Annotated in this window: 23 protein-coding genes; 11 read left to right on the top strand and 12 right to left on the bottom strand. The window is 71.5% G+C overall.

Annotation, left to right across the window (positions count from 1 at the left end):
* Positions 1 to 262: 262 nt before the first annotated feature.
* Positions 263 to 1,996 carry a NaeI family type II restriction endonuclease gene (locus tag ACGFX4_RS35610; RefSeq protein WP_393083776.1) on the top strand — a complete coding sequence of 578 codons (1,734 nt, stop codon included), beginning with the start codon at positions 263 to 265 and terminating at the stop codon, positions 1,994 to 1,996.
* A 473-nt stretch (positions 1,997 to 2,469) separates the two neighbouring features.
* Positions 2,470 to 4,029 carry an alkaline phosphatase family protein gene (locus tag ACGFX4_RS35605; protein ID WP_393083773.1) on the top strand — a complete coding sequence of 520 codons (1,560 nt, stop codon included), beginning with the start codon at positions 2,470 to 2,472 and terminating at the stop codon, positions 4,027 to 4,029.
* Positions 4,030 to 4,084: 55 nt separating this feature from the next.
* Here ACGFX4_RS35605 and ACGFX4_RS35600 read toward each other — a convergent pair whose 3' ends face one another.
* Positions 4,085 to 4,666 carry a TetR/AcrR family transcriptional regulator gene (locus ACGFX4_RS35600; protein ID WP_393083770.1) on the bottom strand — a complete coding sequence of 194 codons (582 nt, stop codon included), beginning with the start codon at positions 4,664 to 4,666 and terminating at the stop codon, positions 4,085 to 4,087.
* 102 nt (positions 4,667 to 4,768) lie between these two features.
* On the opposite strand from ACGFX4_RS35600, the gene ACGFX4_RS35595 reads away from it, so the two are divergent.
* On the top strand, positions 4,769 to 6,004 hold the full coding sequence (locus ACGFX4_RS35595) for an FAD-dependent monooxygenase (RefSeq protein ID WP_393083767.1): 1,236 nt from the start codon (positions 4,769 to 4,771) through the stop codon (positions 6,002 to 6,004).
* Between the two features lie 32 nt (positions 6,005 to 6,036).
* Here ACGFX4_RS35595 and ACGFX4_RS35590 read toward each other — a convergent pair whose 3' ends face one another.
* Both ACGFX4_RS35590 and ACGFX4_RS35585 read right to left on the bottom strand, forming a co-directional pair.
* On the bottom strand, positions 6,037 to 6,318 hold the full coding sequence (locus tag ACGFX4_RS35590) for a hypothetical protein (RefSeq protein ID WP_393083764.1): 282 nt from the start codon (positions 6,316 to 6,318) through the stop codon (positions 6,037 to 6,039).
* A 624-nt stretch (positions 6,319 to 6,942) separates the two neighbouring features.
* Entirely contained in the window at positions 6,943 to 7,461 is a 519-nt protein-coding gene (locus ACGFX4_RS35585) for an SsgA family sporulation/cell division regulator (protein WP_393083761.1), read from the bottom strand.
* A gap of 215 nt (positions 7,462 to 7,676) precedes the next feature.
* Here ACGFX4_RS35585 and ACGFX4_RS35580 point away from each other — a divergent pair, with 215 nt between their 5' ends.
* The 5 genes from ACGFX4_RS35580 (at position 7,677) to ACGFX4_RS35560 (ending at position 13,442) form a co-directional block, all read left to right on the top strand.
* Positions 7,677 to 8,243, top strand: a complete 567-nt coding sequence (locus ACGFX4_RS35580; RefSeq protein ID WP_393083758.1) for a TetR/AcrR family transcriptional regulator — start codon at positions 7,677 to 7,679, stop codon at positions 8,241 to 8,243.
* Positions 8,244 to 8,251: 8 nt separating this feature from the next.
* Positions 8,252 to 8,536: a YciI family protein gene (locus ACGFX4_RS35575; protein ID WP_393083755.1), complete on the top strand. Its 285-nt coding sequence runs from the start codon at positions 8,252 to 8,254 to the stop codon at positions 8,534 to 8,536.
* A gap of 188 nt (positions 8,537 to 8,724) precedes the next feature.
* Positions 8,725 to 10,479, top strand: a complete 1,755-nt coding sequence (locus ACGFX4_RS35570) for an FG-GAP repeat domain-containing protein (protein WP_393083752.1) — start codon at positions 8,725 to 8,727, stop codon at positions 10,477 to 10,479.
* Positions 10,480 to 10,628: 149 nt separating this feature from the next.
* The gene (locus tag ACGFX4_RS35565) at positions 10,629 to 11,507 is read left to right on the top strand and encodes a hypothetical protein (protein ID WP_393083749.1); all 879 of its coding nucleotides are present in this window, start codon (positions 10,629 to 10,631) and stop codon (positions 11,505 to 11,507) included.
* 285 nt (positions 11,508 to 11,792) lie between these two features.
* A complete protein-coding gene (locus ACGFX4_RS35560) occupies positions 11,793 to 13,442 on the top strand; it encodes a WD40 repeat domain-containing protein (RefSeq protein ID WP_393083746.1) in 1,650 nt (549 codons plus the stop codon).
* Between the two features lie 174 nt (positions 13,443 to 13,616).
* Here ACGFX4_RS35560 and ACGFX4_RS35555 read toward each other — a convergent pair whose 3' ends face one another.
* Positions 13,617 to 14,567, bottom strand: coding sequence for an SDR family NAD(P)-dependent oxidoreductase (locus ACGFX4_RS35555; RefSeq protein WP_393083743.1), 951 nt, complete (start codon positions 14,565 to 14,567; stop codon positions 13,617 to 13,619).
* 175 nt (positions 14,568 to 14,742) lie between these two features.
* On the opposite strand from ACGFX4_RS35555, the gene ACGFX4_RS35550 reads away from it, so the two are divergent.
* Positions 14,743 to 15,336, top strand: coding sequence for a TetR/AcrR family transcriptional regulator (locus tag ACGFX4_RS35550; RefSeq protein WP_393083740.1), 594 nt, complete (start codon positions 14,743 to 14,745; stop codon positions 15,334 to 15,336).
* Between the two features lie 66 nt (positions 15,337 to 15,402).
* On the opposite strand, the gene ACGFX4_RS35545 is transcribed toward ACGFX4_RS35550, so the two are convergent.
* The 4 genes from ACGFX4_RS35545 to ACGFX4_RS35530 form a co-directional block, all read right to left on the bottom strand.
* Positions 15,403 to 16,461 (bottom strand): LacI family DNA-binding transcriptional regulator, encoded by a 1,059-nt coding sequence (locus ACGFX4_RS35545; RefSeq protein ID WP_393083737.1) that lies wholly within the window; start codon positions 16,459 to 16,461, stop codon positions 15,403 to 15,405.
* 92 nt (positions 16,462 to 16,553) lie between these two features.
* Positions 16,554 to 17,549, bottom strand: coding sequence for an ABC transporter substrate-binding protein (locus tag ACGFX4_RS35540; RefSeq protein ID WP_393083735.1), 996 nt, complete (start codon positions 17,547 to 17,549; stop codon positions 16,554 to 16,556).
* A 151-nt stretch (positions 17,550 to 17,700) separates the two neighbouring features.
* Positions 17,701 to 18,777, bottom strand: a complete 1,077-nt coding sequence (locus ACGFX4_RS35535) for an ABC transporter permease (protein WP_393083732.1) — start codon at positions 18,775 to 18,777, stop codon at positions 17,701 to 17,703.
* Positions 18,774 to 19,628: an ATP-binding cassette domain-containing protein gene (locus tag ACGFX4_RS35530; RefSeq protein ID WP_393083729.1), complete on the bottom strand. Its 855-nt coding sequence runs from the start codon at positions 19,626 to 19,628 to the stop codon at positions 18,774 to 18,776. The genes ACGFX4_RS35535 and ACGFX4_RS35530 overlap by 4 nt, the downstream gene beginning before the upstream one ends.
* A 229-nt stretch (positions 19,629 to 19,857) precedes the next feature.
* Between ACGFX4_RS35530 and ACGFX4_RS35525 the strand changes: the two genes are divergently transcribed.
* Positions 19,858 to 22,968 carry a GH92 family glycosyl hydrolase gene (locus ACGFX4_RS35525; protein WP_393083727.1) on the top strand — a complete coding sequence of 1,037 codons (3,111 nt, stop codon included), beginning with the start codon at positions 19,858 to 19,860 and terminating at the stop codon, positions 22,966 to 22,968.
* A gap of 177 nt (positions 22,969 to 23,145) precedes the next feature.
* Here the strand turns inward: ACGFX4_RS35525 and ACGFX4_RS35520 are convergent, their stop codons facing one another.
* Together ACGFX4_RS35520 and ACGFX4_RS35515 are read right to left on the bottom strand one after the other, a co-directional pair.
* On the bottom strand, positions 23,146 to 24,057 hold the full coding sequence (locus ACGFX4_RS35520; protein ID WP_393083725.1) for a hypothetical protein: 912 nt from the start codon (positions 24,055 to 24,057) through the stop codon (positions 23,146 to 23,148).
* Positions 24,054 to 24,587, bottom strand: a complete 534-nt coding sequence (locus tag ACGFX4_RS35515) for a SigE family RNA polymerase sigma factor (protein WP_393083722.1) — start codon at positions 24,585 to 24,587, stop codon at positions 24,054 to 24,056. The genes ACGFX4_RS35520 and ACGFX4_RS35515 overlap by 4 nt, the downstream gene beginning before the upstream one ends.
* 382 nt (positions 24,588 to 24,969) lie before the next feature.
* Here ACGFX4_RS35515 and ACGFX4_RS35510 point away from each other — a divergent pair, with 382 nt between their 5' ends.
* Positions 24,970 to 25,368 carry a hypothetical protein gene (locus tag ACGFX4_RS35510; protein WP_393083719.1) on the top strand — a complete coding sequence of 133 codons (399 nt, stop codon included), beginning with the start codon at positions 24,970 to 24,972 and terminating at the stop codon, positions 25,366 to 25,368.
* Here the strand turns inward: ACGFX4_RS35510 and ACGFX4_RS35505 are convergent.
* On the bottom strand, positions 25,363 to 26,202 hold the full coding sequence (locus ACGFX4_RS35505) for an IS5 family transposase (protein WP_393083716.1): 840 nt from the start codon (positions 26,200 to 26,202) through the stop codon (positions 25,363 to 25,365). The genes ACGFX4_RS35510 and ACGFX4_RS35505 overlap by 6 nt on opposite strands.
* A 468-nt stretch (positions 26,203 to 26,670) precedes the next feature.
* Positions 26,671 to 26,965, bottom strand: a 295-nt coding sequence (locus ACGFX4_RS35500) for a transposase (RefSeq protein WP_393083713.1), incomplete at its 5' end; no start/stop codon positions are given.

Raw genomic sequence — 26,965 nt, 5'->3', positions numbered from 1 at the left:
GCGGCCACGGCCTCGCCCACGACGATCGCCCACCACGGCGCACCGGCCAGCGCGGCCGCGCCGGCCGTCCCTACGGCCCCCGCCCCGACGGCGGTGCGGACCAGGGACCGTGTCGACGACTGATGGCGCGGCATAGAGTTTCCCTCCGAGGATTCACTGGCGGTGTGTCATACCGATCCTCGCCAAGGGGAACGCGTTGCTGCACGCGCACACCGTTGCACGCTCCCCGCAACACAGCGGTCCACCGAGCGGCGGGGAGTAGATGGGGAACCAGGACGACACCGAGATCGACCTCGCCGACGGCCAGTGGCTGCCGCCACGCGGCACACGCACCATGATCTTCCAGAAGGACCTCGACCCCGACAGCCTCACCCCGGAGAGCTACGCCCTCGCGATCGAGCTCCGCACTCTCGCCCAGAGGGTCGGAACCTCTCTCAGCACCTACGCCAGACACGTCAACTGGGACCGTTCCACAGTTTCCCGCTATTTCAGCGGTGTCCTGGTCGCGCCGGCCGAGTTCGTCGAACGCCTGATCGCCGACGGCGATCGCCACCTCGGCGTCGAACTCACCACCGACGCACGCACCCTGGTGCGCCGGCTGCAGCGCGAGGCGCTGCGCGCCACGAGCCCCACCAGCGCCGACATCCAAGACCTGAAGGACGACCTGGCAGAGGCGGAACGGCACCGCGAGCTCCTCCACCAGGAGACACGCCTGCTCCGCGACATGGTCAAGGCCGCGCACACCAAGGTCGAGGAGCAGGATGTCCAGCTCCGGGCCCTCGAACGGTCATCGGCGGCCGACCGCCTCACGGCAAGGGCGGAACTGGCCCTCCGGTCGGCCGACTACGAGGACCTGCGCTCCGAACGCGACCGCCTCCGAAACCTCCTCGACAAGCTGAAGGAAGAACTCGCCGGGGCCGAGCGACGAGCCGTGGCCGCGGAGGAGCGCTGCGCCGTACTGGAGCGCCAGCTGGAGGCCGCGGAGGAAGAGGAGGACGAGGAGGACGCGCGGTGGGAGGCCCGCGAGGACACCTTCGACGGTGAGATGCCTCCGCGGTTCGCGTCGGACTCTTCCGCAACCGGTGCCCGCACGGTCGGCGCCGATGCCGATGCCGATGCCCAGGCCGTGGTCCGCGAACTCGAACGCCTGGACCCGAACGGCCAACGAATGACCTCCGTTCTGGTGGCAGCCATGGACAGAGTGATCGACGCGGTCCACACCGGCCGCTTCCGGCTCGCGCAGGCCTCGGTGCTGGAGCGGACCTCGCTGCATGCGATCACCGCCAACCTCATCCAGCACGAGTTCGGTCTGCCCGACGGCGAGCCCGCCCACTTCCTTGTCGCCGGCTGCCCGGTCCGCTACTGCTTCAGCACACACGCGAGCTGGGCTTTTTCGGCGAAGGCGATGCACCAGCACCAGATCTGCCTCCTGGTGAACCTCAACGAGGAGGACCGGCACTGGAGCATGGGGGTGGTGCTCGCCACTCCTGATCATCTGGTCCCGTACGGCAACAACGTCGGCAAGCGCCGCCTGAATGCCACAGGCGTCGCGGCGATCCATTGGCTGCACCGCAAGGCCGAGCTGCCTGTCAGTGCCCTGTGCGGACTCTCGGACGATCTGATGGCGGACATCATGTCCGGCCAGTCCGCCCATGCCCGGGTCACAGCCCTGTTCCGCTCCATCCAGGGCCGACCGATCGACCTTCGGACGATCGAGGCCGTCGTGCGGCGCCCTGAGCCGATTCGCCGGATTCGGGAGGTCCGCCCTCAACTTGCTTCCGAGGGCATCGTCGTTCTGGGCCACCGGCCCAAGGACAATCGGCTGGCCCGTGATCTCGGCCTTCCGGTACCAGGACGCCAGGAGTGGCTCGCCGTCCGCCTCGCCAGGATGCGGAGTGACCACGGATCCGTGCGCTGGGTCCTCCTGGCGGGAGAGCGCTGGTGTGTCGCCCGCCCCGCCGACCCTGTCGAGCCCCTCCCGCCCTCCAACTGGTGAGCCGGCAGGATACGGGCCCACAGCCTGTCCCATCTGCCCGGAGAGGAGACTTCGGCGTGGCGGTTCCCCCCGCTTCCCGTGGGCTCGGGCAGCGTCCACCTCTACGGGCGGCGCCGACCTCCCCGCTCGCCCGGAGAAGAGGACTCCTGACCGGGGCTGTTCGGACGGTTCGCGTTTTTGCCTTGCCGCTCGGCGTGGACATCCGTCCGCCGTGACCTCGGTGGGGCGGGTGGGTTGTGCGGCATGCCTGGCGTCTCCGTGCGCTACTGAGCGGCTCGCCGACCGGGCGGAAAGCCCGCGCGGAGCGGCCCCGTCCCGTGCCGCGTTGCCCGGATCATCGGGCGGGTGTGTGCTGGGTTGAGGTGATGCCGCGGTCGGCAGTCTCCGCTCGCGGACGGCTGCGCCGTGGCGGGGACGTGCCCGGGGCGCCGGCGGACGGGACCGGCCTCCTCGGGGGTGAGGAGTTCCGCGCGATGTCTGTACTTGATCGGAGCCAGGCGCTGGACCACGTGGTCGTGGTCATGTTCGAGAACCGGTCGTTCGACAACCTGCTGGGGCGGCTGTACGAGCCGGGCGAGGTGCCGAGCTTCGAAGGCGTCATCGGCAAGGACCTCGCCAACCCGGTCCCGTCGTGGGCCGAGGACGGCGCGGACCGCGGACCGGTGCCGTACGCCGTGGCACCGACCATGGACACCCCGAACCCGGACCCGGGCGAGGAGTACCAGCACCTCAACACCCAACTCTTCGGCACCATCGACCCGCCGGACAACCGGGGGGTCCTCGCCGAGCGGATGCTCCCGCCCTACAACGCACCCGCCGAGGCGGGCCGCGTACCCACCATGGACGGCTTCGTCACCGACTACATCAGCGCCTTCACCGCCGAGACGGGGCGCCGGCCGACGTACGACGAGTACGCGCAGATCATGACCGGCTACACGCCCGCACAGATGCCCGTCCTGTCGGCCCTGGCCCGCGGGTTCACCACCTTCGACCACTGGTTCTGCGAGGTCCCCTCGCAGACCTTCACCAACCGGTCCTTCTTCCACGCGGGCACCGCCTCGGGCTACGTCGTCAACATGTCCCCGATCGACTCCTTCCCGGTGCACAACACCGCCGAGACCGTGTTCGACCGGCTGGACGCCAACGGGCTGACCTGGCGGGTGTACTGCAGCCCGCCCGCGCGGCTGCCGTTCACCGGAATCATCCACGCCGCCCGGCTGCGCGATCGGTTCGACCACTTCCACAGCACCGACCGGTTCCTGGAGGACGCGGCGAACGGGACACTGCCCACCTACTCGTTCGTCGAGCCCGCCCTGATCTACGGCCACAACGACATGCACCCGCCCGAGGGCGCCCTCTTCCCGGGCCTGAGCCTGGACACCCCGTCCTCGCTGCTCGGCGGCGAGGCCCTGCTCGCTCAGCTCTACGACGCCGTCCGCACCTCCGCCTCGCCCACCGGGTCGAACGCCTACAACACCCTGTTCCTGGTCACCTTCGACGAGGCCGGCGGCACCTACGACCACGTCCCGCCCCCGTCGGCGGCGCCCCCCGAGGGGGCCGCACCCGCAGGCCAGTACGGATTCCGCTTCGACCGCCTCGGCATCCGCGTCCCCGCCGTCGCCGTCTCCGCATGGGCCCCGGGACAGACGGTCGTCACCGACCTCCACCACAGCACCTCGCTCATCCGCGCGCTGCGCGAGCGCTGGTCGCTCGGCGCGCCGTTCTCCGGGCGGGAGGCCACGGCCCCCGACCTCGGGGCCGCCCTGTCGCTGCGGACCCCGCGCGACCCCGCGGACTGGCCCGAGGTCCACCCTCGGCCGGTCCCGGCGTTCACCGAGGCCGTGCTCCCACCGGACCGGCCGCTGTGCGGCCTGCCCAGATCCCTGTTCTTCGCCTTCCTGGGCCTCGGCCGCGAGCTCGGGCAGTCCGTGCCCGACATCGCGCCCGACGCCGATCTCACCGGGGGCGAGGGCCTCGCGATGCTCCACGAGATGTTCGGTCACCTGTTCCCCAACCTCCGCGACGGCCGCTGACCGGGGCGGGGCCGGTGTCCGGTTCGACCGTCAGCAGCGTCGGCAGGCGGGCCTGTCAGGGCTGCTGGGCCTGCTCCCGGGCCGTGCGGATCGCCATGATGTTGTCGACGAGGCGGTCGGCGTCGGTTGCGGGATCCATCGGGAAGGCGAGCAGGGCGCGTACGTAGACCGGGGCGAGGATCAGTTCGACGATGTCGCTCCAGGTGAGCACGGTTGTGCTGCTTGCTTCCAGGGTGGCTTGGAGCTGGCGGACTCGGGGTTCGACGAAGGCGAGGCTGCTCTCGCCCTGCTCCCCGGCGCGGAGCATGGCGCGGAAGAAGGCCAGGTGCCCGGGCTCGGCCACGTCGGCGAGCAGTTGGCTGGTCCAGGTGTGCAGGTCGGCCCGCAGGTCGCCGGTGGCAGGGATGGGTGAGCGGCGGCCGAGCTCCTCCACGACGGTGTCGATGACCAGGCCGTCTGCGGTCCGCCAGCGGCGGTAGATGGTGGCCGGGTGGACACCGGAGCGTGCTGCCACCTCCGCGATCTCGACGGTGCCGTCGCTGGATTCGGCCAGCAGTTCGCGGGTGGCCGCGTGGACGGCCTCTCTGGTGCGGGCGGTCCGGCCGCCGGGCCGGGACGTCCCCGATGCTTGCGTCACCGCTCCAGCTTATCGCGAATCTGTTGCGTTAGGTGGGTTCGGCGTGGCACGCTAAATGCGAAAGATTCGCGTCAGTGCGGTCGAGTCGAACGGGAGGGTGTCATGGCACGGGTACTGGTGGTGGGTGGCGGGATCGCGGGGGACACCCTCGCGCTGATGCTGGAGCGGGCGGGTTGGGCGGTCACCGTCGCCGAGATCGCCCCGGCGCTGCGGACCGGCGGGCAGACCGTCGACCTGCGCGGCGACTGCCGCGAGGTCCTGGACGGACTCGGCCTGCTCCCGGCCGCGTTGGAGTGCCTGGTCCCGCAGGCGGGGGCGGCGTGGATCGACGCGGGGGAGGGGCGGCTGGCCGAGATGCCGGTGACCGCTTTCGACGGGGGCGGCCTGGTGTCGAAGGAGGAGCTCCTGCGGACCGATCTCGCCCGGATCATCCACAAAGCGGCCGGTCCGGGAGTCACGCACCGGTTCGGCGAGACCGTCGACGCCCTGGAGGACACCCCGACCGGTGTTCTCGCGCGGTTCCGCAGCGGCACGGTGGAGGAGTTCGACCTCGTGGTGGGCGCCGACGGCGCGCACTCGCGCGTCCGCGCACTGAGGTTCGGCCCCGAGGAGCGCTACCGCAAGCCGCTCGGGTTGGCACACGCCTGGTTCACCCTCCCCGAGGGCCCGGGGACGCCCGCGCTGGACGGCTGGTTCCTGATCCACAACGCGCCGGGCCGGCGGAGCGTGGAGGCCCGGCCGGGGCGGGCGGGGGAGCAGGAGGTCGGGCTGACCTTCGCCGCCGACTCCCTGCCGCCCCGACACGACCGGGAGGCCCGCCTCGCGCTGCTGGAGCGGACCTTCGCCGACGTCGGATGGCGCACCAAGGAGTTCCTGGCCGCCGCCCGGCAGGCGGAGGACTTCGCGTTGGACACGTTCGACCAGGTGCGGATGGCGAGTTGGCGCGACGGCCGGGTGGTGCTCCTCGGCGACAGCGCCTGGTGCGCCAGCCCGCTCAGCGGCCTGGGCACGGCGCTCGCGCTGCGCGGCGCGGCCGAACTGGCCGCCGCGCTGGACGAGGCCGGCGTCCTGGCCGACCTCGACCGGCTGCCCGCCGCACTGGCAGCCTTCGAGCAGGCGATGCGCCCGCGGGTCGCCTCGGCCCAGCAGCTGCCGCCCGGCCGGATCGCCTCCGTGGCACCCAAGTCGGCGCTCGGAATCCGGGTCAACGCGCTGGCGATGCGGGCGCTCCAGTCCCGGGCGCTGCGGCCGCTGGTGCGGCGGGCGATGGCGGACACCGAGCACGGCCGCGCCCCGAAGCGGGCGGCGGAGACCCCGGCCGCGACAGCGGCGGGGTGACAGTTCACCCTCCAGGCGCCCGCGTCGCGCGCTTACCAGCCTGCGCTGTCAGGGGCTACGGCCGATTCCCGAACCTCTCGTTCGGCCTTCGCGGTGGCCAGAGCGGGACCGATGATCTCGTACATGTTCGGGCCGAGTTTGCGGATTCGGGCGCGTTCGGTCTCCGCGAGTCGTGCCCGCCACAGATCGTCGCGGTCGAGCGCGCAGCCCGGTGCGGTCTCGATCCACGTCCGCACCAGTTCCATCTCCTGCACGGTCAATTTTGGCGAGGCCATCACGGGACCCTTCTGTCGCAGCGTGATTTCTCTGCTCACGCACGGCTCACGCACGGCGATCGTCGCCGACGTCCCCACCCGCACGGGTGCCTCGCGGGTGTGCGTGCGGCTGACCCGGGACGGACCGAACGCTGACAGCCCGGGAGGACTCCCGGAGCCCCTCGGCGGTCAGGTGGCCGGGTGTACGCCAAGCGGGCGGGCTGCGAGGACGGGCCCTGCACCTGCGGCAGGTGCGCTGGTCGGGGCGTCCATGCTGCGACTGTGCAGCGCTTCGCGCCATGCGCCAAAGCGCATCGGTTCTGCAGCGCTTCGACGACCCTGACCGCCGTAGCGAGGGCCTGCCGTTGGTGGCCGGGGAAGATCTGATCATGCTCCGTGAGTGAGACGGTTCTCGTGGTTCCGAAGGCTCCGCCGTCGATCTTGCGAAGGCGGGAATTGCGGGCGGGCTGCGCGCTCGCCGTGCTGGCTTCCGAGCAGTCGCCGGCCGCAGTGGCTCGGCTTGACGGCGAAGTCGGGACCGCCCGACCCGCCGCCCCACCTCGCCCTTCACCCCCGGGGGGGGGGGGGGGGGGCGGCGGGGGGCCCCCCCCCCCCCCCCCGCCGCCCCCCCCCCCCCCCGCGCCCCCCCCCCCCCCCCCCCCCCCCCCCCCCCCCGAGGTTCGCTCAGTCACCCTCGTCCGCGTCCTCCTCGGGACGGCGCCAGAGCCGGTGGAACCTCGGGCGCGAGGGTGGCCGGTCGTCGAACAACGGCCGCAGGTTGTTGGCCACTTCGACGTGGTGGTGCTCGTCCCCGATCGGCACGATGCGCTCGCTCCGCGCGAGGAAGGCCCGGACGACCGCGGTCGGCACCCGGAGCACCGCGGTGCTCTCCTCCCCGGTCAGGGAGATGAAGACCGTGTCACGCTCCGCGTCCGGGGCCGGGTCGGGGAAGACCGACACGTCGCCCCCGCCGGCCCAGGTGGTCGTGCCGGTGGCGAGGAGGTCCCGGGCGAAGGTCCACCGCACCGGCGCACCCGCGTACACCTGCATGTCCAGGTGCACCGCGTACGGCTCCGCCGGGTCGTAGCGCAGACAGGCCGGGACGGGCACGGTCAGGCCCGGCGCCACGACGACCTCCGTGTCGATCCGGTCCACCACGCCGCCCGCGGCGGTGCGCTGACGGGGAATGCGTCCGCCGCTCACGACACCACCAGCGCAGAGAACGGCGGACGGTGCAGGGGAAACGTTTCCGCAGGCCAGTTGAAGAATTCATCAATTTCCACACCGCATCCAACGAGGCAGCCCGCCCCGGGTCACGCGCCGTCCGTCACCCCGTCGGCGGTGCCGACCACTTGACGGTCTAGGACGCCTGACCTAGGTTCTGGGTCAGGCGTCCTACGACATCGGAGGGAATCACCGTGACCGCAGTGGCGACCCGGGAGCAGATCGTGGCGGCGGCCGACCGGCTCTTCTACCAGCAGGGCTACGAGCACACGTCGTTCGCGGACATCGCCGGAGCGGTCGGGCTGTCACGGGGCAACTTCTACTACCACTTCAAATCCAAGGACGCGATCCTGGACGCGGTGATCGACGTCCGCCTCGCCGCCACCCGGCGAATGCTGGAGCAGTGGGAGGCCGAGGCCCCGACCCCGGCCGGCCGCATCATGCGGTACGTCGAGATCGTGCTGACCAACCGCGCCGACATCCAGGACCACGGCTGCCCGGTGGGCACCCTCACCACCGAGCTGGCCAAGCTGGAGCACGCCATGCTCGGGCGGGCCGGCCTCCTGTTCACCCTGTTCCGCACCTGGCTGCGCGAGCAGTTCGCACTCCTCGGGCACGCCGAGCAGGCCGACGAACTGGCGATGCACGTCCTGGCCTTCAGCCAGGGTGTCGCCGTCATGGCCAACGCCTTCCGCGACGAGGCGTTCATCCAACGCGAAGTCGACCGGATGCGCGACTGGCTCCACACCTACGAGAAATGAGAGATCGCATGTTCGTGGTCCTGCTCCGGTTCTCCGACAACAGGTCCGCCGCCGGCGAGCACATGGCCGGCCACCAGCAGTGGATCCAACGCGGCCTGGACGACGGGGTGTTCCTGCTCGTCGGCAGCATCCAGCCGGGCCTCGGCGGCGCCGTCCTCGCCCACGACACCTCGCGCGAGGAACTGCAGAAGCGCGTCGACGAGGACCCGTTCGTCGCCCAGGACGTCGTCACCGCGGAGGTCGTCGAGATCGCGCCCGGCATGGCGGACGAGCGGCTCGCCTTCCTGCTGTGACAGCCCGGTGGGGCTGTTCCCGCTCGGGTGCCTGCCGGAGCGGGAACAGTCCCACAAGGAATTCACAGGATCGGTCCCTACGGTGCGGGACAGGAAGTGACGGACCGTCACGCACGGGACGCGTGGCCCGGGTTGCGCTCAACGAGGCGCCCGGGTGGGTCCGCACCACTCGATCCTGAGGGGGGATCTTGACCTCATCGCACCGTGGACGCCTGAGGATCGCTGCCGCCGGGGGAGTCCTCGCCCTGGCCGTCGGCGCTCTCGCCACCGCCCCGAGCACGGCTGCCGCGCAGCACCGTGCGAGCGACTCCGCCGTCGTGCTGCCCGTGTCCGACTCCGCGCCGGTGTCGGAGCCCGACGCCGCGCCGCCCGGTGGCGGCAAGTACCCGACCGTCGTCCTGCCCAACCGGTCCGAGCCGTCCGAGCAGCCGGAGGCGAAGGCCAAGCCGCGGCACGACGTCGACGGCGACGGCATGAGCGACCTGATCGTGATGGAGTACGACCAGACCACGGCGGTCTACCTGTCGTCGCTCAAGATGTGGGCCGAGTACACGATCTCCAAGGTCGACCCGGACGCGTCCTTCAAGGACATCCTGCCGATCGGCGACGCGGGCGGCACGACCAATCCGGAACTGCTGTCCCTGTCCTTCGACGGCGTCCTCACGCTCTACGGGGCCGGCGTGAGCTCCACGACGGCGCCCCTGTGGTCGGGCACCGGCTGGCAGAAGTACAACCGCGTCATCGCCACCGGGGACGTCACCGGAGACCACCACCCGGACCTGCTGGCCCGCGACTTCGCCGGTGACCTGTGGCTGTACCCGGGGACGGGCACGCTCACCAAGCCCTTCGACGCGCGGGTCAAGGTCGCTTCCGGCTGGGGGATCTACGACCAGATCGTCGGCGCCAGCGACGTCGACGGCGACGGGATCGGCGACGTGCTCACCCGCACCCTGAACGGTGAGCTGTGGTTCCACAAGGGGGCCGGCAGTGCCACCGCCCCGCTCAAGGCCCGGGTCAAGGTCGGCACCGGCTGGAACGCGTACAACGTGATCACCGGCTCGGACGACCTCGACGGCGACGGCCTCGGCGACCTGCTCGCCCGCGACGGCGACGGCGTGGAGTACTCGTTCAAGTCGACCGGCGGCGGGCACTTCGGCGCGGCCCAGTACTTCGGCAGCGACTGGGAGTTCAACACCTTCATCGTCGGGGCGGGCACCACCCAGCTCTACGGCAAGGCCGAGAACCTCATGACCCAGACCAATGGCAAGCTGGTCAAGTACTACGCCCTGGCGAACGGGACCTACCTCACCCCGCCGGTCAACGCCGGGCCCGAGGAGCCCGGTTCCCGCAACACGTACGCCACCGCGCTCAACAGCCACAACCACGCCGCCTACGTGCAGAACATCGGCAGCGACCTGTACATCCGCGGCACGAAGATCAACTCCAACTGGAACTACACCATGATGGTCGGCCCCGGCGACCTCACCGGCGACGGCAAGGGCGACCTGCTCAGCCGCGACGCGGCCGGAGTCCTGTGGCTGCACCCCGGTGACGGGGCGGTCTACACCAAGCTCGGCACGCCCATCAAGGTCAGCAGCGGCTGGAACGCCTACAACACGCTCGTCGGCGCGGGCGACTACTCCGGCGACGGCCGGGCCGACCTGCTCGCCCGGGACACCTCCGGCCGCCTGTTCCTCTTCAAGGGGACGGGGGTGTCCACCGCGCCGTTCGCCGCCCGGGAGCAGATCGCCAGCGGCTGGGACGTCTACGACATGCTCCTCGCGCCGGGTGACATCACCGGCGACAGCAAGGGCGACATCCTCGCCCGCACCCCCAACGGCGTCCTGTACCGCTACTCCTCGACCGGCAACGCCGGCACCGCGACCTTCGCCCCCCGGGTGAAGTTCGGCACCGGCTGGGACGCCTACCGCACCATGCTCTGATCCCCACCGACGCGGCCCTCGCCCCGATCCACCGCTCCGCCCGCGGAGCGCACCGGACCGGGGCGGGGGCCGCCCGCTGGGCGCGGCCAGTCGTCCGAGCCGCCCGAAAACAGCTCGTCGACAGCGCCCCGGCACGTCATCCTGACCCCATGGGAGACAGAGCCAACGTCATCGCGGTCCGCGAGGACGGTACGTACGAGCTGTACCGGAGCGGCTGGGCGGTCGGCATCGACCTCGACCTGCTCGACGGGCCGGAGGCGGTCCTCGCCATGCTGCCCGGACTCCGCCAGGACGGCTGGTGGCTGGACGACACCATGGCCCAGGGCGGGGTCCTGCTCGACCTCGGCCGGAAGGTACTCCTGTTCTTCGCCTGGGAGGGGCCGAGCACCGAACTGCGCCACCGCGCGGCCACGTTCGAGCTGGTCCGCGCGGCGTGGCCGGGCTGGGAGGTCCGCTGGCTCTACGACGGCGCGGCAGAACTGCGCGAGTACGTCGGGCTGGACCCGGAGTTCGTCCGCGACCGCGGTGCGCGCCTCTCGAGGGCACCGTTCCTCGCCCCGGGAGACGAGGACCTGGCCGGCCCCGACCCGGGCGGTGTGGTGGTCACGGTCGGCGACCGGGGCTGCCACATCGCCTCCGACGCCTTCGACCACCCCGTCCGCGAGGGGGAGCACCTGCTCGGCCGACTGGCGGACGCGCCCGAGCACGGCGTCTGCCGCCTGCACGTCAACTCCGGCATCCACCTCGACCCGGAGCGCCGCCGACTGGGCTGGTGGTCCCTCTACTCCTCCCCGCAGGCCTACCGGGTACCGGAGTTGTGGCCGGGCTGGACGGTCGAGTTCTGGCAGGACGCATGGGAACGGCACGTCCGGGCCGCCGGCCGCTTCTCCCCGGCGCCGTTCGACGACGGAGCGGAAGCCGTCGCCGCGGTACTGGCCGAGGCCCAGGAGCGCCGGGACACCCGGGCCCGCCACCGCGCGGAGGTCATGCGTCTGCGAACCGCGTCGGCCCGTCCCCGGGCGGACTGACCGGAACCGGCCCGGCGGAGTTCCCCGACGACGGCAGCGAAGAGGGCTTCACGTCGGCTGGAGGGCCGACTTCACGTCGAGCCGGTCCGGTCCGGAGTCGCCGGACATCGCGGAGTCGCGGATCCAGCTGTCGCGCTCGACCGTGTGCCGCGGCGGCCGCCAACCGGGCGGTTCCGGTCCGGCGGTGGCGGGGGTGCCGGATGTCCGCCGGCGGCGCAGAGCCGGTGTTCTTCGGGCGGGGAGCTCTGGTTGACTGTCCGTCAGCCGAGCGCGGAGGGGCAGCGGATGAGCTGGTTGAGGCGGGGACAGCGGCAGGAGCGGGCCGAGGCCGCGCGGGCGGAGGCCCGCTCGGCGGAGTGGGGCGGTGGTGCGGACGGGGAGGCGCTGGCAGACCTCCACTCGTTCCGGGACGAGGTCCTGGCGCTGACCGCTCTGCCTCCCGACGTCGAGATCCTGATGTCCGACCTCGCGGTCGGGTGGGCGGACGTCACGCCGGAGCGCCCTGCCCTGACGGTCCTGCCGATGATGGAGCGCAGGGGGCTGGTGACCCTGCCCCGGGGCGGCGACGGCGTGCGGCGGCTCACTTTCCCCGGACGGCTCCACGCGCTCCTCTCCTCCCGTCGGACCGAGGAGGAGATCCGGGCGGGGCACCGCCGCGTCCTCGCCCGGGCCCGGAGCCTGCTGCCGGAGGGCGGCCACTGGTGGCAGCTGCCGGTCGCGGAGACCTACCTCTGGCACCACCTGCCCTGGCACCTCGCCGGCGACGACCCCGCTGCCGCCGGGCGGCTGGTCGAGAACCCCCGCTGGCTGGCCGCGAAGGTCAGGGTCTGCGGGGTGGCCGCCGTGCGAGCGGACCTGGCGATGGTCGACACCCCGGAGACCGGCACGGCCCGCCGGGTGGTGGAGCGGATCGCCGACCGGCTGGAGTTCCGGGCCTGCCCGGATCCGGTCGTCCGGGCCGGACTGCTGCTCGATGCCCTGGCCGAGGAGACCGTCCTGCGGGCGGAGGTCGACCTCGTGCGGCAGGAGCCGGAGGAGCAGGATCCGGGGCGCGTCGTCGCCGACCTGTCGCGCGCCCTGGTGAGGGTGATGCCGTCCCCGTCGTACGTCAAGGACGTCGCCCTGTCGGCGGACGGGAGCTGGATGGTGACCGCCTCGGGCCACAAGGCCAGCCGGATCCACGGCATCGCCGACCGGAGCGTGCGGCACGTCCTGGGCCCGACCGAGGGGACCAACGAGGTCTGCGCGATCATGCCGGACGGGCAGCGGGTGATCACGGGGGACTACGACGCCGCCCGCTGGTGGGACACGGCCACGGGACGGCTCCTGCGGACGGTCGACGGCTGGACCACCGAGCTCGCCGTCGACCCCGGTGGTGCCTGGTGCGCCACCGACACCCCGCCCCGCCCCGCGGTCATCGACTCCACGACCTACGCGATCCGAAGGCTCGGCAAGAAATCGGACCCCCGCGACCCCATCAGCGCGATGGCCTGCTCCCCGGACGGGAGAACCGTCGCCATCGGCGACCTGAACCGGCGGATCCGGCTGTGGGACCCCGTCTCCGGCAAACTGCGGGCAGAACTCCCGCAGTCGCCCGAAGCCGTCCTCCGGCTGGCCTTCGCCCCCGACGGGAGCTGGCTGGCCACCGCCTGTCGGGACGGGGTTCGCATCCTGGGCCTGCCGGACGGCCGGGAGCGCCTGCACATCCCCGCCTCGCACCGGTTCGCCGTCGGCGACGGAGGCCGCTGGCTCGCAGTCCCGGGCGAGACCGTCCGCATCCACCTGGCCGACACCGGCGAACTGCTCGGCGAGTTCACCCCGGACCGCGGCCCGGCCCACGAGGTGCGGGCCTCGCCCGACGGCCGGTACCTGGCCACCTGGCACCTGGGCAGCGCATCCGTCCTCGTCTGGGACGCCCGCCGCCTCGTCCGCTGACGCCGCCGCCGAGGACCACCGGCTCCGGAGGCCGGGCGGGTCGTGAAGCGCAACGGCTTCCCAGCGGAAGTTCCAAACCCCACCGACGCGGCCCTCGCTCCGCTCCGTCGCTCCGTCGCTCCTGCTGCGGACTGCACCGGACGGTGGTGGGGGCCTCGTCGCCCGCGGGTGCGATCACCGTTCCGACGGGGCCACGCTCGCGTTCGTGTGCGCGGCCAGGCCGTCCAGGAGCGTGAGGGCCGCGCGCTGGGCCTGCTCGTCGCGGGAGGCCGGCGAGGTGCGGGCGGGCCGGCCCCGCGCGTCGAGGTAGAGCCCGGTCCGGCCTTCCAGTTCGGCCGCCGTCGCCGCCGCGAGCGGGGAGAGGGCGGCGGTGTCGGGGCTCCGCCGGGCCGGGCCGAGCCGGTAGTACAGCGCCCAGCCCGCCCGCATCGCCGGCGGCAGGAACGTGCGGTCCATCGAACGCGTCATGCCCGTGTCCGCCGGCCCCGGGTCGACGGCGGCCACGCTCACCGGGCCGCCGCCGAGTTCCCGGGCGAGGGCGAACCCCGCCATCAGAGCGAGCAGCTTGCTGCGGGCGTACGCGGTCATCGCCACGTAGGGGGCGGCCTGGGCCTGCGGATCGCCGAGCGCGTCGGCGGCCCGCCGGACCATCTTGTGCGCGGAGGAACTGACCAGCACGACCCGGGAGGCGCGGCCCGGCTCCGCGCTCGCGGCCAGGCGGTCGTGGAGCAGCCGGGTCAGCAGCACCGGGGCCACCGCGTTGACGGCGAGGTTCTCCTCCAGGCCGTCCGGGGTCGTCCGCCGCGAGCCGTTGTTGACACCGGCGTTGTTGACCAGCAGGTGCAGCCGGGGGTGGTCGGCGAGGACCTCGTCGGCGAGGCGCCGCACGTCGCCGAGTACGCCGAGGTCGGCGATCCTCAGCCGGACGGCCCCGGGCGCGACCCCGGCGGCCTCGGCGATCGTGCGGACCGCGTCCCGCCCGCGCCCGGGATCCCGGCCCGTGACGATGACCTCCGCCCCGCGCCGGGCCAGGCCGACGGCGGTGCTCATGCCGATGCCGCCGGTACCGCCGGTGACCAGCGCGACCCGCCCGGCCAATGAACGGTCGGGGACTCTGGTGTCCACGGCCGCCCCCTTTCCCTGTGTTCGTCAGAACTTGTGATATGCACTCGCTGCATTCGATGCATTGAGTGCACTGAGATGGATGCTAGGCCTCGACCGGCACAGAGTGCAATGTCTGCATGTCGTGCGGCCGCCGCACTCGGTGCACTGGATGCACCAAAGGGCTAGGGTGGGGCGCATGGACCAGCGACCCACGCTCCGCGAACGCGAGCGACAGCGACGGCACCTGCTCATCGCCGACACCGCACTCCAGCTGTTCGCCGAACGCGGTTTCGAGGACACGACCGTGCAGGACATCGCCGCCGCCGTCGGCATGGCTCCGCGCACGTTCTTCCTGCACTTCCCCAGCAAGGACGACGTGCTGTTCGACCTGGACGTCCGGCGCTGCGCCGATCTCGCCGACCGGCTCGCCGAGCGCCCCGCCGGTGCCGGAGCGCTGGAGATCGCGGAACGGGTCGTCCACCGCTGGATCACCGAACGCGGCCCGGAGACCGAGCAGTTGCTCGCCCGGATCATCGGCGGTTCGCCGCCGCTCGCCGCCCGTGCCCGGCTCCAGGCGTCCCGCTACCAGGACCTGCTGACCGTCGCCCTCCGCGCCGACCTCGGCGCCGGTCCGGACGACCCTCGCCCCGCCATGGCGGCCGCGGCGGCCCTCGCGGGCTGGGAACACGCGGGCCGCCGCCACGCCCGCGGCGAGGCGACGGCAGCCGTCCTGCCGGGACTGCTCGTTCGCGCCTCCGCGGCCGCGTCCGCCGTGCTCGCCACCGACTGAGGAGGCGCTCCGACCCGGGGGTATCCCTCGACGCCGGGGCGTGGAGCGATCACGCTCCGGCGGGGATCAATCCTCCAGCGGCGTCCCGGTGTCGGGCCGGCGGGCTGGTCTCTCGCCGGAGCGGCGTGCGATGAAGCGGGTGAGGAGGACGACGTTGCGGGGGGCGGAGCGGTCGCCGGCTATCCGGGTGAACAGCAGGTTGGCCGCGGTGCTGCCGATGGCGATCGGGTCCTGGCTGACGACGGTCAGGGGCGGGTCGAGCCGCTTGGCGAGGGGCAGGTCGTCGAAGCCGACGACGGCCATCGGGGCGGGGCGGCCGGTGGTCTGCGGTCCGCCGTCGTCCTCCATGCCGTCCAGGACGCCCTGGGTGATCAGGTCGTTGCTGCTGAACAGGGCGGTCGGCGGCTCGGGCAGGGCGCCCAGTGCGGCGAGGGCGAGCCGGGTGTCCAGTGGGGAGCGCAGCCCGTGTTGTACCAGGGCGGGGTCGGTGGGCAGGCCGTGGGCCGTGAGCGCGTCCTGGTAGCCGGCGTAGCGCTCGCTCTGGGTCCAGATGTTGTGGCGGTCGCCGAGGTAGGCGATCCGGGAGTGGCCGTGGTCGAGCAGGTGGGTGACGGCGCGTCGGGCCCCGTCCCGGTTGTCGACCGTGACGGTGTCGACGTCGAGGTCCTTGGCGGGGCGGTCGACGCAGACCACCTGGGTGCCCGCCTCCAGGGCGGTGCGCAGGAAGCCGTGGCTGCCGATGGTGGGAACCATGATCAGGCCGTCCACCTGCCGCGCGGTGAAGGCGGCGATCACGTCGCGCTCGCGGCGCGGTTCGTCGTTGGTGCTGCCGACCAGGACGACGTAGCCGCGCCGGTGCGCCTCGTCCTCGATCGAACGGGCCATCAGGGCGTAGAAGGGGTTGGCGAGGTCGTCCACGACCAGGCCGATGGCGGAGGTGCCGAGCCGTTTCTGCCGCAGGTTGCGGGCGTTGTCGTTGCGCTGGTAGCCGAGTCGGCGCACGGCCTGTTCGACCTTGGCGGCGGTGTCGGGCGAGACTCCCGGGGTCTGGGAGACGACCCGGGAGACCGTCATCAGACTGACCCCTGCGGCCTGGGCCACGTCCTTCATCGTCGGGCGCTTCAACAGGCTTCCTCCTCGGCGGGCCCGGTACGTCCGCCGGCCGGGGCGGGCGTCGGCGAGTGAATCCTACGACGCCCGCCGGCCGGTTCCGGGGGTCAGCAGGCGGCCCGGTAGACGTACTTGGCCACCGCGGGGTCGTCGATGTTCGCCTTGGTGATGGCGACCATGGTGGTGCCGATCCGCGCGGTGACCGGCTTCTTGCCGATGGCGGCGAGCGCCTGGTCGACGCCCTGGACGCCGATCCCGGCCGGGTCCTGGGCGACCAGGATGTCCAGGGTGCCGTTCTTGAGGGCGGTGACCTCGTCCGGTTCCGCGTCGAACGCGGCGACCTTGACGGTGCCCTGGCGGCCCGCGGCCTGGAGACCGGTGGCGACGCCCTGCGCGGTGTTGGTGTTGCCGGCGAAGACCCCGCCGAGGTCGGGGTGGGCGGCCAGGGTGGCCTGGATCTGGGTGGCCGCGGTCGCGGGAAGGTCGTTGTCGTAGAGGACGGGCAGCAGCGTGATGCCCGGGTGCTTGGCCTTCATCTCCTCGGTGAAGCCCTTGATCCGGGCGTCGGTGGTGGAGACGCCGGGCTTGACGCTGATGACGATGGCGGAGCCCTTGTCGCCCATCAGCTCGGCCAGCGCCTTGGCGGCGGTGCGGCCGCCGGCCTCGTTGTCGGAGGAGATCCGGGAGACACCGATGGAGGCGTCGCTGACCTCGGTGTCCACCAGGACGACCTTCGTGCCGGCGTTCTGCAGCTGGGCCAGCGACGGGGTGAGGGCCTGGGTGTCGACCGGCGAGATCAGCAGCCCGTCGGGGCGGCTCGCGCCGACCGAGTCGACGATGGGCCGCTGTACGGCGACGTCCCACTGCGCGGAGCCGTCGACGGTGAGCTTGACGCCCTGCTTCTTCGCCTCCTCCTGGGCGGCGCAGGCCATGGTGATGTAGAACGGGTCGCTCTTGACGCCGGTGATCAGCTTCAGCGTGGTGCCCTTGGCACTGTCCGAGCCGCTGCCGGAGCCGCTGCTGCAGCCGGCGGTGGCGGCCGCGACCAGGGCGAGGACGGCGCAGCAGCGGACGAGGGTGTGCGTTCTGCCGGTTCCGGGCATGGCGGACTTCCTCCTGCGGTTGGGGGAGTGAGGGTGGACGGCCGGCGGCGCGGCCGGACGGTCGGCCGCTTGCGCGGCCCGGTGGTCGGCCGCGTTCGCGGCCCGGTGGTCAGCTGTGCCGGCGGCCTTGGCGGCCTGGCGGCCCCGGCGGTCAGCCGCGTTCGCGGCCGCGTCGGCGGAACTGGTCGAGGTACACCGCCGCGACCAGGACGACGCCGATCGCGACGTCCTGCCAGTACTGCTGGACGTCCATGATGATCAGACCGGTGGTGAGGACGGCGGGGATGAAGACGCCGATCACCGTGCCGAGCACGCTCCCGCGGCCGCCGAACAGGCTGGCCCCGCCGAGCACGACGGCGGTGATGACCTTCAGGTTGTCGGTGGAGTGCCCGGCGATCGAGGTGGTGCCGAAGTAGGCCAGCCACATGGTGCTGCCGAGCCCGGAGAGCAGGCCGGTCAGGGCGTAGACCTTCACCAGGTGGCGGTCGACGTCGATGCCGACCCGGCGGGCGGCCTCCGGGTTGGAGCCGATGGCGTAGGTGTGGCGGCCGAACCGGGTGCGGGCGAGGACCAGGCCGAACACCAGGGTGGTGGCGAAGGCGATGACGACCAGCCAGGGGATCTGGCCGAAGAGCTTGCCGAAGCCGACGGTGCGCTGGAGCTGCGCGGAGACCGCGCCGGTCGGGTCCTGGCCGCCGGTGATGATCTGGGCGATGCCGAGGGCCGCGCCGAAGCCGCCGAGGGTGACGATCAGCGGCGGGACCTTGGCCTTCGCCACCAGCCAGCCCTGCAGGGCGCCCCAGATCAGCCCGGTGACCAGGGCGATCAGCGTGGACACCGCGACGGTGCCCCAGCCGGCCGCCGCGCCGCCGTGGTGGATGGTGTACTCGGCCGACAGGACGGCGGAGAGCACCAGGACGGAGCCCACCGACAGGTCGATCCCGGCGACGATGATCACGTACGTCATGCCGACGCCCAGGACCAGGTAGATCGCGGCGTTGGTGGCGATCTGTGTGAGGTCGTAGCGGGTCAGGAAGGTGTCGGGCCGGGCGGCGGTGAAGAACGCGACGAGCAGGAGCAGGACGCCGAACGTCCAGACCTCGTTGACCGCGGCGAGCCGGCGCACCCAGGCGGGGACCGCGAACCGGGGCCGACCGCGGCCGACCTGACCTGACGCCACGTCGTCTGCCGCCACGTCGTGGACCTTGTCGGGCACGTGCGCACTCACACTCCACCGTCCTTCCCGAGGGTGTGTCCGTCGTCCGGTCGGGCGTCCGGTCGGGCGTCCGGTCCGGCGTCCGGTCCGGCGTCCGGTCCGGCGTCCGGCGGAGCGTCGAGGGCGCCGGTCATCGCGCCGACGAGTTCCTCGACCGAGGTCGTGGCGGCGTCGAGGACCGCCACCCGCCGCCCCAGCCGCAGGACCTCCACGCGGTCGGCGACCGAGAGCACCTCCGGCATGTTGTGGCTGATCAGCACGACCGAGATGCCCCGGTCGCGAACCCGTCGGATGGTCTCCAGCACCCGGCCGCGCTGGACCACGCCGAGGGCGGCGGTCGGCTCGTCCATGAAGACGACGCGGCCGGCGAAGGCGACCGCGCGGGCGACCGCGACCGACTGCCGCTGCCCGCCGGACAGCGCCGCCACCGGAACGGTCACGTCCCGCAGGTCGACGCCGAGTTCGGCGAAGGCGGCGACGGCGGAGCGGCGCATCGCGGCGTTGTCCAGCACCCCGAGCCGGCCCAGCAGCCCCGGGCGGAACAGTTCGCGACCGAGGTGCAGGTTGGCCGCCGCGTCCAGGTCCTGGGCGAGGGCGAGGTCCTGGTAGACCGTCTCCACTCCGTGGCGCCTGGCGTCGAGCGGGCCGGTGAGCCGGACCGGCACGCCGTCGACCAGGATCTCGCCGCCGTCGGGGGAGACGGTCCCGGAGAGGGTCTTGACCAGGGTGCTCTTCCCGGCGCCGTTGTCGCCGATCAGGGCCACCACCTCGCCCGGGTGGACGGTGAAGTCGGCCCCCTGGAGGGCGTGCACCTGGCCGTAGCGCTTGCTGACCTTCCGGGCTTCCAGGAGTGGTTGGGTCATCGGGCCGACCTCCGCGCCGCTATTGGGAACGTTCCCACAAGTGGTTGGAGTCTGATGATCTGATGACGAGCTGTCAATAGCTTCGACACGCCCCAAGGCATCGAGCACAACCCTTGTCCTGCAACGGAGTTGACATTCCGACAGGTGCTTGACGCGCACTCGACGGAACCCAACAATGCCACTTGCTCGGTAACGTTCACATCGCTGCCGGAAGGTGATCACGGTGCCCATGCCCGTACCCAAGTCCCGCGCCGCCGTCGTGGTCGGCGCACTCCTGCTGGCCGTCCTGGGCCCAGGTGTCGTCGGCGCGGCCCCCGCGGCCCACGCCGCGACGCCCGACCTCACCCAGTACGTCGACCCGTTCATCGGGACCGACGACAGCAACGCGCCGAACCCCGTCCCCGGCGGCGCGGGTGGTGCCACCTACCCGGGCGCCGTGGTGCCCTTCGGTGGGGTCCAGTTCAGCCCCGATACACCGACGGCGTCACCTTCCGGCTACCGCTGGTCCGACACCTCGATCGAGGACTTCAGCCTCACCCACTTCGACGGGGCGGGCTGCTCCAACAACGAGGACCTGCCGCTCCTCCCGGTCACCGGTGCCCTCGGGACCTCGCCGGGCAGCAGCTGGACCGGCTACGCCTCGGGCTACACCAAGTCCAACGAGACTGCCGCCCCCGGCTACTACAAGAACCGGCTCGACAAGTACGCCACCACGGTCGAACTGTCCGCGACCACCCGCACCGGCATGGGGCGGCTGACCTACCCGGCCACCAACACCGCGCAACTGCTCATCAACACCGGCCGCAGCGCCACCGGCAACCGCAGCGGCTCGGTGAAGGTCAGCGGCTCGGAGATCACCGGCAGCGTCACCGCCGGCGGCTTCTGCGGCTCCTCGAAGACCTACCAGATCTACTTCGACATCCGCTTCGACCGCGCGCCGAGCGGCTTCGGCACCTGGTCCGGCTCCACGGTCAGCGCCGGCTCGGCGAGCACGTCCGGCACCAACACCGGCGCGTACGTCACCTTCGACACCAGCGGCTCGCAGACCGTGCAGTTCAAGGTGGCCCTCAGCTACGTCAGCGTCGCCAACGCCCAGGCGAACCTGACGGCCGAGAACAACGGCTGGGACTTCGGCGCCGTGCGCTCCGCGGCCGGCAGCGCCTGGAACCGGATCCTCAACCGGGCCCAGGTCACCGGCGGCTCCGCCACCGACCTGAAGAAGTTCTACACCTCGCTCTACCACGTCTTCCAGAGCCCCAACATCGCCAGTGACGTGGGCGGCGACTACCGCGGCTTCGACGGCGCGGTCCACAACTCCGCGCGCCCGGTCTACCAGAACTACTCGGGCTGGGACATCTACCGCTCCTGGGCGGCGCTGATCGCATTGATCGCGCCGAACGAGGCGGCCGACATCGCCAACTCGATGGTCCTGGACGGCCAGCAGGGTGGCCTGTTGCCCAAGTGGTCGCAGCAGACCAACGAGGACTTCGTGATGACCGGCGACCCCGGGCCGATCATCGTGGCCAGCATGTATGCCTTCGGGGCCCGCGGCTTCGACACCGCGGCCGCGCTGGCGTTGATGAAGAAGTCCTCCTCCGGCGGTACCACGCAGGGCTCGGCGATCCGCGGGAACCAGGGCACCTACACCAACCTGCACTACATCCCCGGCGCCCCGTCCGACTCGCTGGAGTACTCGGCCTCCGACTTCGCCGTCGCCCAGTTCGCCAAGGCGCTCGGCAGCACCGCCGACTACAACACCTTCATGGCCCGGGCGCAGTGGTGGCGCAACACCTACGGCACCGAGGCCGGGTACGTGCAGCCGCGCAACTCCGACGGCACCTGGAAGTGGCCGCTGGACCCGGCCGCCCAGGCCGACTTCACCGAGGGCAACGCCGCCCAGTACACCTGGATGGTCACCTATGACTTCGCCGACCTGATCAACTCCATGGGCGGCCGGCAGAGCGCCGTGCAGCGGCTCGACCACCACTTCACCCAGGTCAACGCCGGGCAGAGCCTGCCGTACTACTACATCGGCAACGAGCCCGAGCACGGCGTGCCGTGGGCCTACAACTACGCCCGCCACCCCGCCGGGGCGTCCGCGGCGGTCCGCAAGGTGATGACCGACTCCTTCACCACCGGCGCCGGCGGCCTGCCCGGCAACGACGACCTCGGCGCGACCTCCGCCTGGTACGTCTGGGCGGCGCTCGGTCTGTACCCGGCCACCCCGGGCGCCGACACCCTTGCCGTCCACGGCCCGGCGTTTCCCTCGGTCCTGATCCAGCGCCCGGGCGGCAACATCACCGTCAACGCGTCCGGCAGCGGCTCCTACGTCCAGGGCCTGAAGGTCAACGGGACGTCCACCAGCCACAACTACCTGCGCTACCCGGACCTCGCGGCCGGCGGCACGCTCGACTTCACCATGGGCGCGGTGCCCAGTGCGGGCTGGGGTACCGGTGCGGGTGATGTCCCGCCCTCGTACCAGGACGGTGCGGCCCCGGTGCCCGCCGCCCCGGAACTCGGCGCCGACCTGGCGCTCGGCAGGCCGACCAGCGCCTCCGCCGCCTGCGCCGCGGCGGAGTCCTCCGACAAGGCCGTCGACGGCAGCCTGCAGAACAACAGCAAGTGGTGCTCGCAGGCGTCCGGGGCGAGCATCCAGGTCGACCTCGGCTCCGCGCAGACCGTCGCGTCCGTGGTGATCGACCACGCCGGACTCGGCGGCGAGAACACCGCCTGGAACACCGCCGCCTTCCAGGTGCAGACCAGTACCGACGGTGCCGCCTGGACGACCGCCGCCACCGTCACCGGATCCCGCTCCAGCCGCACCTACAGCCCGTTCGCGGCTCGCTCGGCCCGGTACGTGCGCGTGGTGGTCCAGGCCCCGAGCAACACCGGTGGCAACACCGCCACCCGGCTCTACGAACTGGAGGTCCACGCCACCGGACCGGGTGCCGGGTCCGGGCCCGTCACCTCGGGCCTGAACAGCGCGAAGTGCCTCGACGACTCCGCCGCCGGGACTGCCAACGGCAACAAGATCTCCCTGTGGGACTGCAACGGCAGCGCCGCCCAGAACTGGACGCCCACCGGCGGCACCCTCCAGGTCGTCGGCAAGTGCCTGGACGTCTCCGGCGCCGGGACCGCCAACGGCACCCTGGTCCAGCTGTGGGACTGCAACGGCAGCGCCGCCCAGCAGTGGCAGTCCACCGGCGGCACCCTGGTCAACCCCAACTCGGGCCGCTGCCTCGACGTCCCCAACTCCGACACCACCAACGGCCTGCAGGTGCGCATCTGGGACTGCAACGGCACCGCCGCCCAGAAGTGGAACCTCCCGGCCACCACCTGACCACCCCCGCTCCCCGCCCGACAACGCCGCCCGTCCCTCCCCGGGGACGGGCGGCACCGCCGTACCCGCACCAGCCCGGCGGCCTGCGGCGGGGGAGTCCGCTGCGGGCCGCCGGGGTGGTGCGGGTGGTGCGGGGTGGGCTGGTGTGTCTGACGTGGGGTCGGTAGCAATCCGGTGTCAGTCGGTCAGCATGTGCTCGCCTGTGTCGGGGAGTTCGGTGCCGTGGCGGTCGAAGAATCGCCACGATGCGACTTTCTTGCCGGGCTGTTCGGCCACCACGAGTCGGCGGTAGGGGGATTCCCCGATGGTGACCAGCGGCGGTTCGGTGACCGTTCCGTCGGTCCAGGTCACCGCCACGTTGCCGATGCCCGGGCCGACGGCCATGACCGCGAGCCTGATCGGCAGCGGGCCTGGGGTGCCGGACTTGTCCTGGCTGCCCAGGACGGTGCCGCTGAAGGTGTCCGCCGTCCGCGGGTCGAGGTACCCGGGTGCGGGGTAGCTGCTCTGGGTGTCGTGCGGTCGGCGTACGCCGTCCAGGGTGACGTAGGTGTTCACCAGGTCCTCGGTGGGCTGCCAGTACTGCCGTACGAAGTCCTCCGTCGGCTTGGCGAGCGAGGGGTCCACGGCGCTGCGGTCCTGCCAGAGGGCCACCGCCTGCTCGTAGGCCCGTTCCGGCGGGGCGACCGGCCACAGGGCTGCCCAGACTTTCCATTCCTTGCCCTCGACCGTGCCCAGCCCGATCATGACCCGGACCGGTGCGAGCGGATCCCGGTCCGCCTGCGACGGCTGGGACGGCTGGGACGGGGATCCGCCCGTGCGGCCGGCGGCGGGGGCGAGCGCCGGTGCGCCGCCGCGGCCGCCGGGGGAGCCGTACAGGCCTTCTGCCGTGGCGCTGCCCAGGACCACCACCGAGGCCAGCGCGAGTGCGCCGATCACCGTCCGGCGGCGGTTGCGGATCCGCCGGCCGCCGGCCGTGATGCCCTCCACCGGGACCGGGCCGACCGTCACCTCTGCTGCCGCCTTGGCGAGCTCGCGCCCGATCCACAGGTCCCCGTCGCCCGCCGTCACGCCGTTGCCGATCCCGGTCACACCGCACCCCCGATACGTGTCATGTCCTTGAATTCCCGTAGTGCCGCGATGTCCCGCAGCTTCGCTATCCCCTTGGCCGCGTGGCTGCGCACGGCCCCCGCCGAGCAGCCCATGGCCGCCGCTGCCTGGGCGTCGCTCAGGTCCTCCCAGTGCCGCAGCACCACGGCCTGGCGCTGCCGGGCCGGCAGCGATGCCAGTGCGGCCATCAGCATCCGGCGCTGGTCGGACCGGGCGTACCCGTCCTCGGTCCCGGCCGCGTCCGGGACTTCCTGAACCAGCACTTCCGGACTCCGGCGCCGCCACCGGCGGGCGTGCTGATTGACCATGATCCGCCGCACGTAGCTGTGCGGATCGTCGGCCCGGCGCACCCTCGACCAGGCCGCGCAGGTCCGCTCGGCCGCGGACTGCGCGAGGTCCTCGGCGGCGTGCCGTTCTCCGGTCAGCAGGTAGGCCGTCCGCAGCAGCCACGGCCAGGCCGCGACGATGAAGGCCCGGAACTCCTCGTCCCGTCCGCTGTCGTTGTCGCTCATGAACACCTCCTCAACCAACCAGAGGCCGGCGGAGGGGCAAAACGCTTACCCGGTCCGGAAACGCGCGGCCGCGCAAAGGTGTTGAGCAGCCCTGTCCTGGCGGGGCGTGAAGTCCTTGGGGACCACGAGACGTGGGACGAAGAGGTCCCGAGCCGTACTTCGTCCGGCACCGGGACGGCTGGGGCGAGCTGACGATGAACTGGGTACCCGCAGAGGGAAGGGATGCCTCCGCGGAGGAGCGCCTCGACCATCTCCGGCGCATCACGCGCCGCCACAACGGCAGCTGGTACCTCAAAGAGCGTTTTGTCCTGGCAGGGATGTTTGGTAACTGGTGTGCGTCGGCGTCTTGGGGTGGACTGCGCTGACGTGTGAGGATCCGCCGGTGGAGTGCGATGTGTGCGGACAGGCGATGTGGCGGTGGCCGGTGGCGCCGACGGCGTGGGCGGAAGAGATTTGGTCCTGCTTGTGGTGTCACTCCGCCACTCATGTGGGTGGCGAGTGGTTCGAGGTCTCGCGGCCGCCGTACCTGCCCAGGGATATGCGTTGGGAGAGGGCTGTCGCTGATGGTCTTCCAGTTGAGGTCTCCCACGCCTTCGGCGTCTTCGACAAGACGCTGTGCGGGATCCAGGAAGCCGGAATGTCGCCGTCCGACGACTGGTGGTCGCCGGAACGGGAGAACGCCTGCGCCGCCTGCCGGGTGGAGGCCGACGTCATCGACGATCGTTGGCCGCAGGCGATGAGAGGCGAGGATGCGCGTGTCAGTGTGGCTCGCAGCCTATGAGTCCTTCCAGTTCGGAGTCGACTCCCGGGTGAGCCGGCGGCTCATCAGGTCGATCATCGCGAGGCTGATCATGGCTTCGGAGCGGTGCGGATGGGTTTCGTAGTCGCGGGCGAGTCGGCGGTGGTTCATCAGCCAGCCGAAGGCCCGTTCGACCACCCATCGCCGCGGGATGACCTTGAATCCCTTCTCGCCTGGGGCGTGTCGGGTGATCTCGACGTCGATGCCAAGGGTGGCGCCGTGGTCGATGGCCTTGGTCCGGTAGCCGCTGTCGGCCCAGGCCTTGGTGACGTAGGGGTGTGCCGTCCCGATCGTCGAGAGCAGGTGGATGCCTCCGACGTTGTCGGAGACGCTGGCCGCGGTGACCCAGACGGCGAGGAGAAGGCCGAGAGTGTCAACACCGATATGGCGCTTGCGGCCTGCAATCTTCTTGCCGGCGTCGATGCCCTGCCCGGTAGTTGGAACGTTGACGGAGGTCTTGACGCTCTGCGCGTCGAGGACACACGCGCTCGGCTCCGCTTCCCGGCCTGCAGCCTCCCGGACCAGCCGGCGGAGGAGGCCGTTGAGCTGGTCGAAGACGCCGTCCTTCTGCCATGCGGCGAAGTAGCCGTAGACGGTCTCCCATGGTGCGAAGTCGTGCGGCAGGTACCGCCAGGGGATGCCGGTCCTGTCGACGTAGAGGACCGCGTCCATGATCCGGCGGAGATCGTGCTCGGGAGGCTTGCCGATATCCAGGCCCTTCACTCTCCGCTCGGCCCGCCAGGCCGACAGAGTGGGTTCCAGAAGATTCCATCGGGCATCGGACAAGTCACTCGGGTACGGCCGCTGACGAGTCATGTTTCGGTAGTACCGCCGGCCGCCCTCCCGCCACAGGGCGCAAACAGGGTTGAGTGGGGGCGTCTTGGGATCAGACAGGAGCGAAAGGATTGAAACGGGCACCTGCCAGTTGTCTCCAGCCTCCGACGACACGGCAATCGCGGGACACCTCAGCCGCCCCAGACAGGCTATCCACCCAAACCACAACTAAACACCCCTCCCAGGACAAACCGCTCTTTTAGAGGATGTTCGCGTCGCCGATGTGCAGGTTTGAGCTGATTTGCCGCACGCCTGAAGGCTTCATTAATGAGTCTTTTGTCGGGAATATCGCCACCACTCGAGGGCTGAGGCCGCTGCCGTTCGTCCCGTTTCAACCCGAAAGCTCCTGTCCGGTTCGAAGACCTCCCGAATAGTCTGCAATAGTTCACTCGGACGAGTGATGGTCGAACCTAACTCCCTTATGTACTGAACTTGAATTCGTGATGTCGGTCAGCCGTCGAGGATGAGGCCCGTGCCGGCGAGGCATCCGTCGACCAGGTCCGGACGGTACTGGATCTGCTTGAGCCTGCGCTTGACGGCACGGGTGATCTGGCCGAGGTCGGCTGCGGCGAGGTTGCCGATGTCGCGCTTGACCAGCGACCAGATACCCTCCTGCGGGTTCAAGTCCGGCGAGTAACTCGGCAGTTGGAAGACGGTGAGCCACTCTGCGTGGTCGGCGATGAACTGTCGCATCGGTTCGACCAGGTGCATGCGCAGGTTGTCCCAGACGAGCACGATCGGGCCG

This window comes from Kitasatospora sp. NPDC048365 (genome assembly GCF_043200835.1).
Classification (GTDB): Bacteria; Actinomycetota; Actinomycetes; order Streptomycetales; family Streptomycetaceae; genus Kitasatospora; species Kitasatospora terrestris.
The sequence above is the reverse complement of the archived record's forward strand: the minus strand, read 5'-3'. Positions and strand labels throughout refer to the sequence as shown.

Bases quoted from the DNA above. Each gene is read 5' to 3' on its own strand.
- ACGFX4_RS35610 (WP_393083776.1), top strand. From the start codon at position 263: ATGGGGAACCAGGACGACACCGAGATCGACCTCGCCGACGGCCAGTGG.
- ACGFX4_RS35605 (WP_393083773.1), top strand. From the start codon at position 2,470: ATGTCTGTACTTGATCGGAGCCAGGCGCTGGACCACGTGGTCGTGGTC.
- ACGFX4_RS35595 (WP_393083767.1), top strand. From the start codon at position 4,769: ATGGCACGGGTACTGGTGGTGGGTGGCGGGATCGCGGGGGACACCCTC.
- ACGFX4_RS35575 (WP_393083755.1), top strand. From the start codon at position 8,252: ATGTTCGTGGTCCTGCTCCGGTTCTCCGACAACAGGTCCGCCGCCGGC.
- ACGFX4_RS35565 (WP_393083749.1), top strand. From the start codon at position 10,629: ATGGGAGACAGAGCCAACGTCATCGCGGTCCGCGAGGACGGTACGTAC.
- ACGFX4_RS35560 (WP_393083746.1), top strand. From the start codon at position 11,793: ATGAGCTGGTTGAGGCGGGGACAGCGGCAGGAGCGGGCCGAGGCCGCG.
- ACGFX4_RS35550 (WP_393083740.1), top strand. From the start codon at position 14,743: ATGGACCAGCGACCCACGCTCCGCGAACGCGAGCGACAGCGACGGCAC.
- ACGFX4_RS35540 (WP_393083735.1), bottom strand. From the start codon at position 17,549: ATGCCCGGAACCGGCAGAACGCACACCCTCGTCCGCTGCTGCGCCGTC.
- ACGFX4_RS35530 (WP_393083729.1), bottom strand. From the start codon at position 19,628: ATGACCCAACCACTCCTGGAAGCCCGGAAGGTCAGCAAGCGCTACGGC.
- ACGFX4_RS35525 (WP_393083727.1), top strand. From the start codon at position 19,858: ATGCCCGTACCCAAGTCCCGCGCCGCCGTCGTGGTCGGCGCACTCCTG.
- ACGFX4_RS35515 (WP_393083722.1), bottom strand. From the start codon at position 24,587: ATGAGCGACAACGACAGCGGACGGGACGAGGAGTTCCGGGCCTTCATC.
- ACGFX4_RS35505 (WP_393083716.1), bottom strand. From the start codon at position 26,202: ATGACTCGTCAGCGGCCGTACCCGAGTGACTTGTCCGATGCCCGATGG.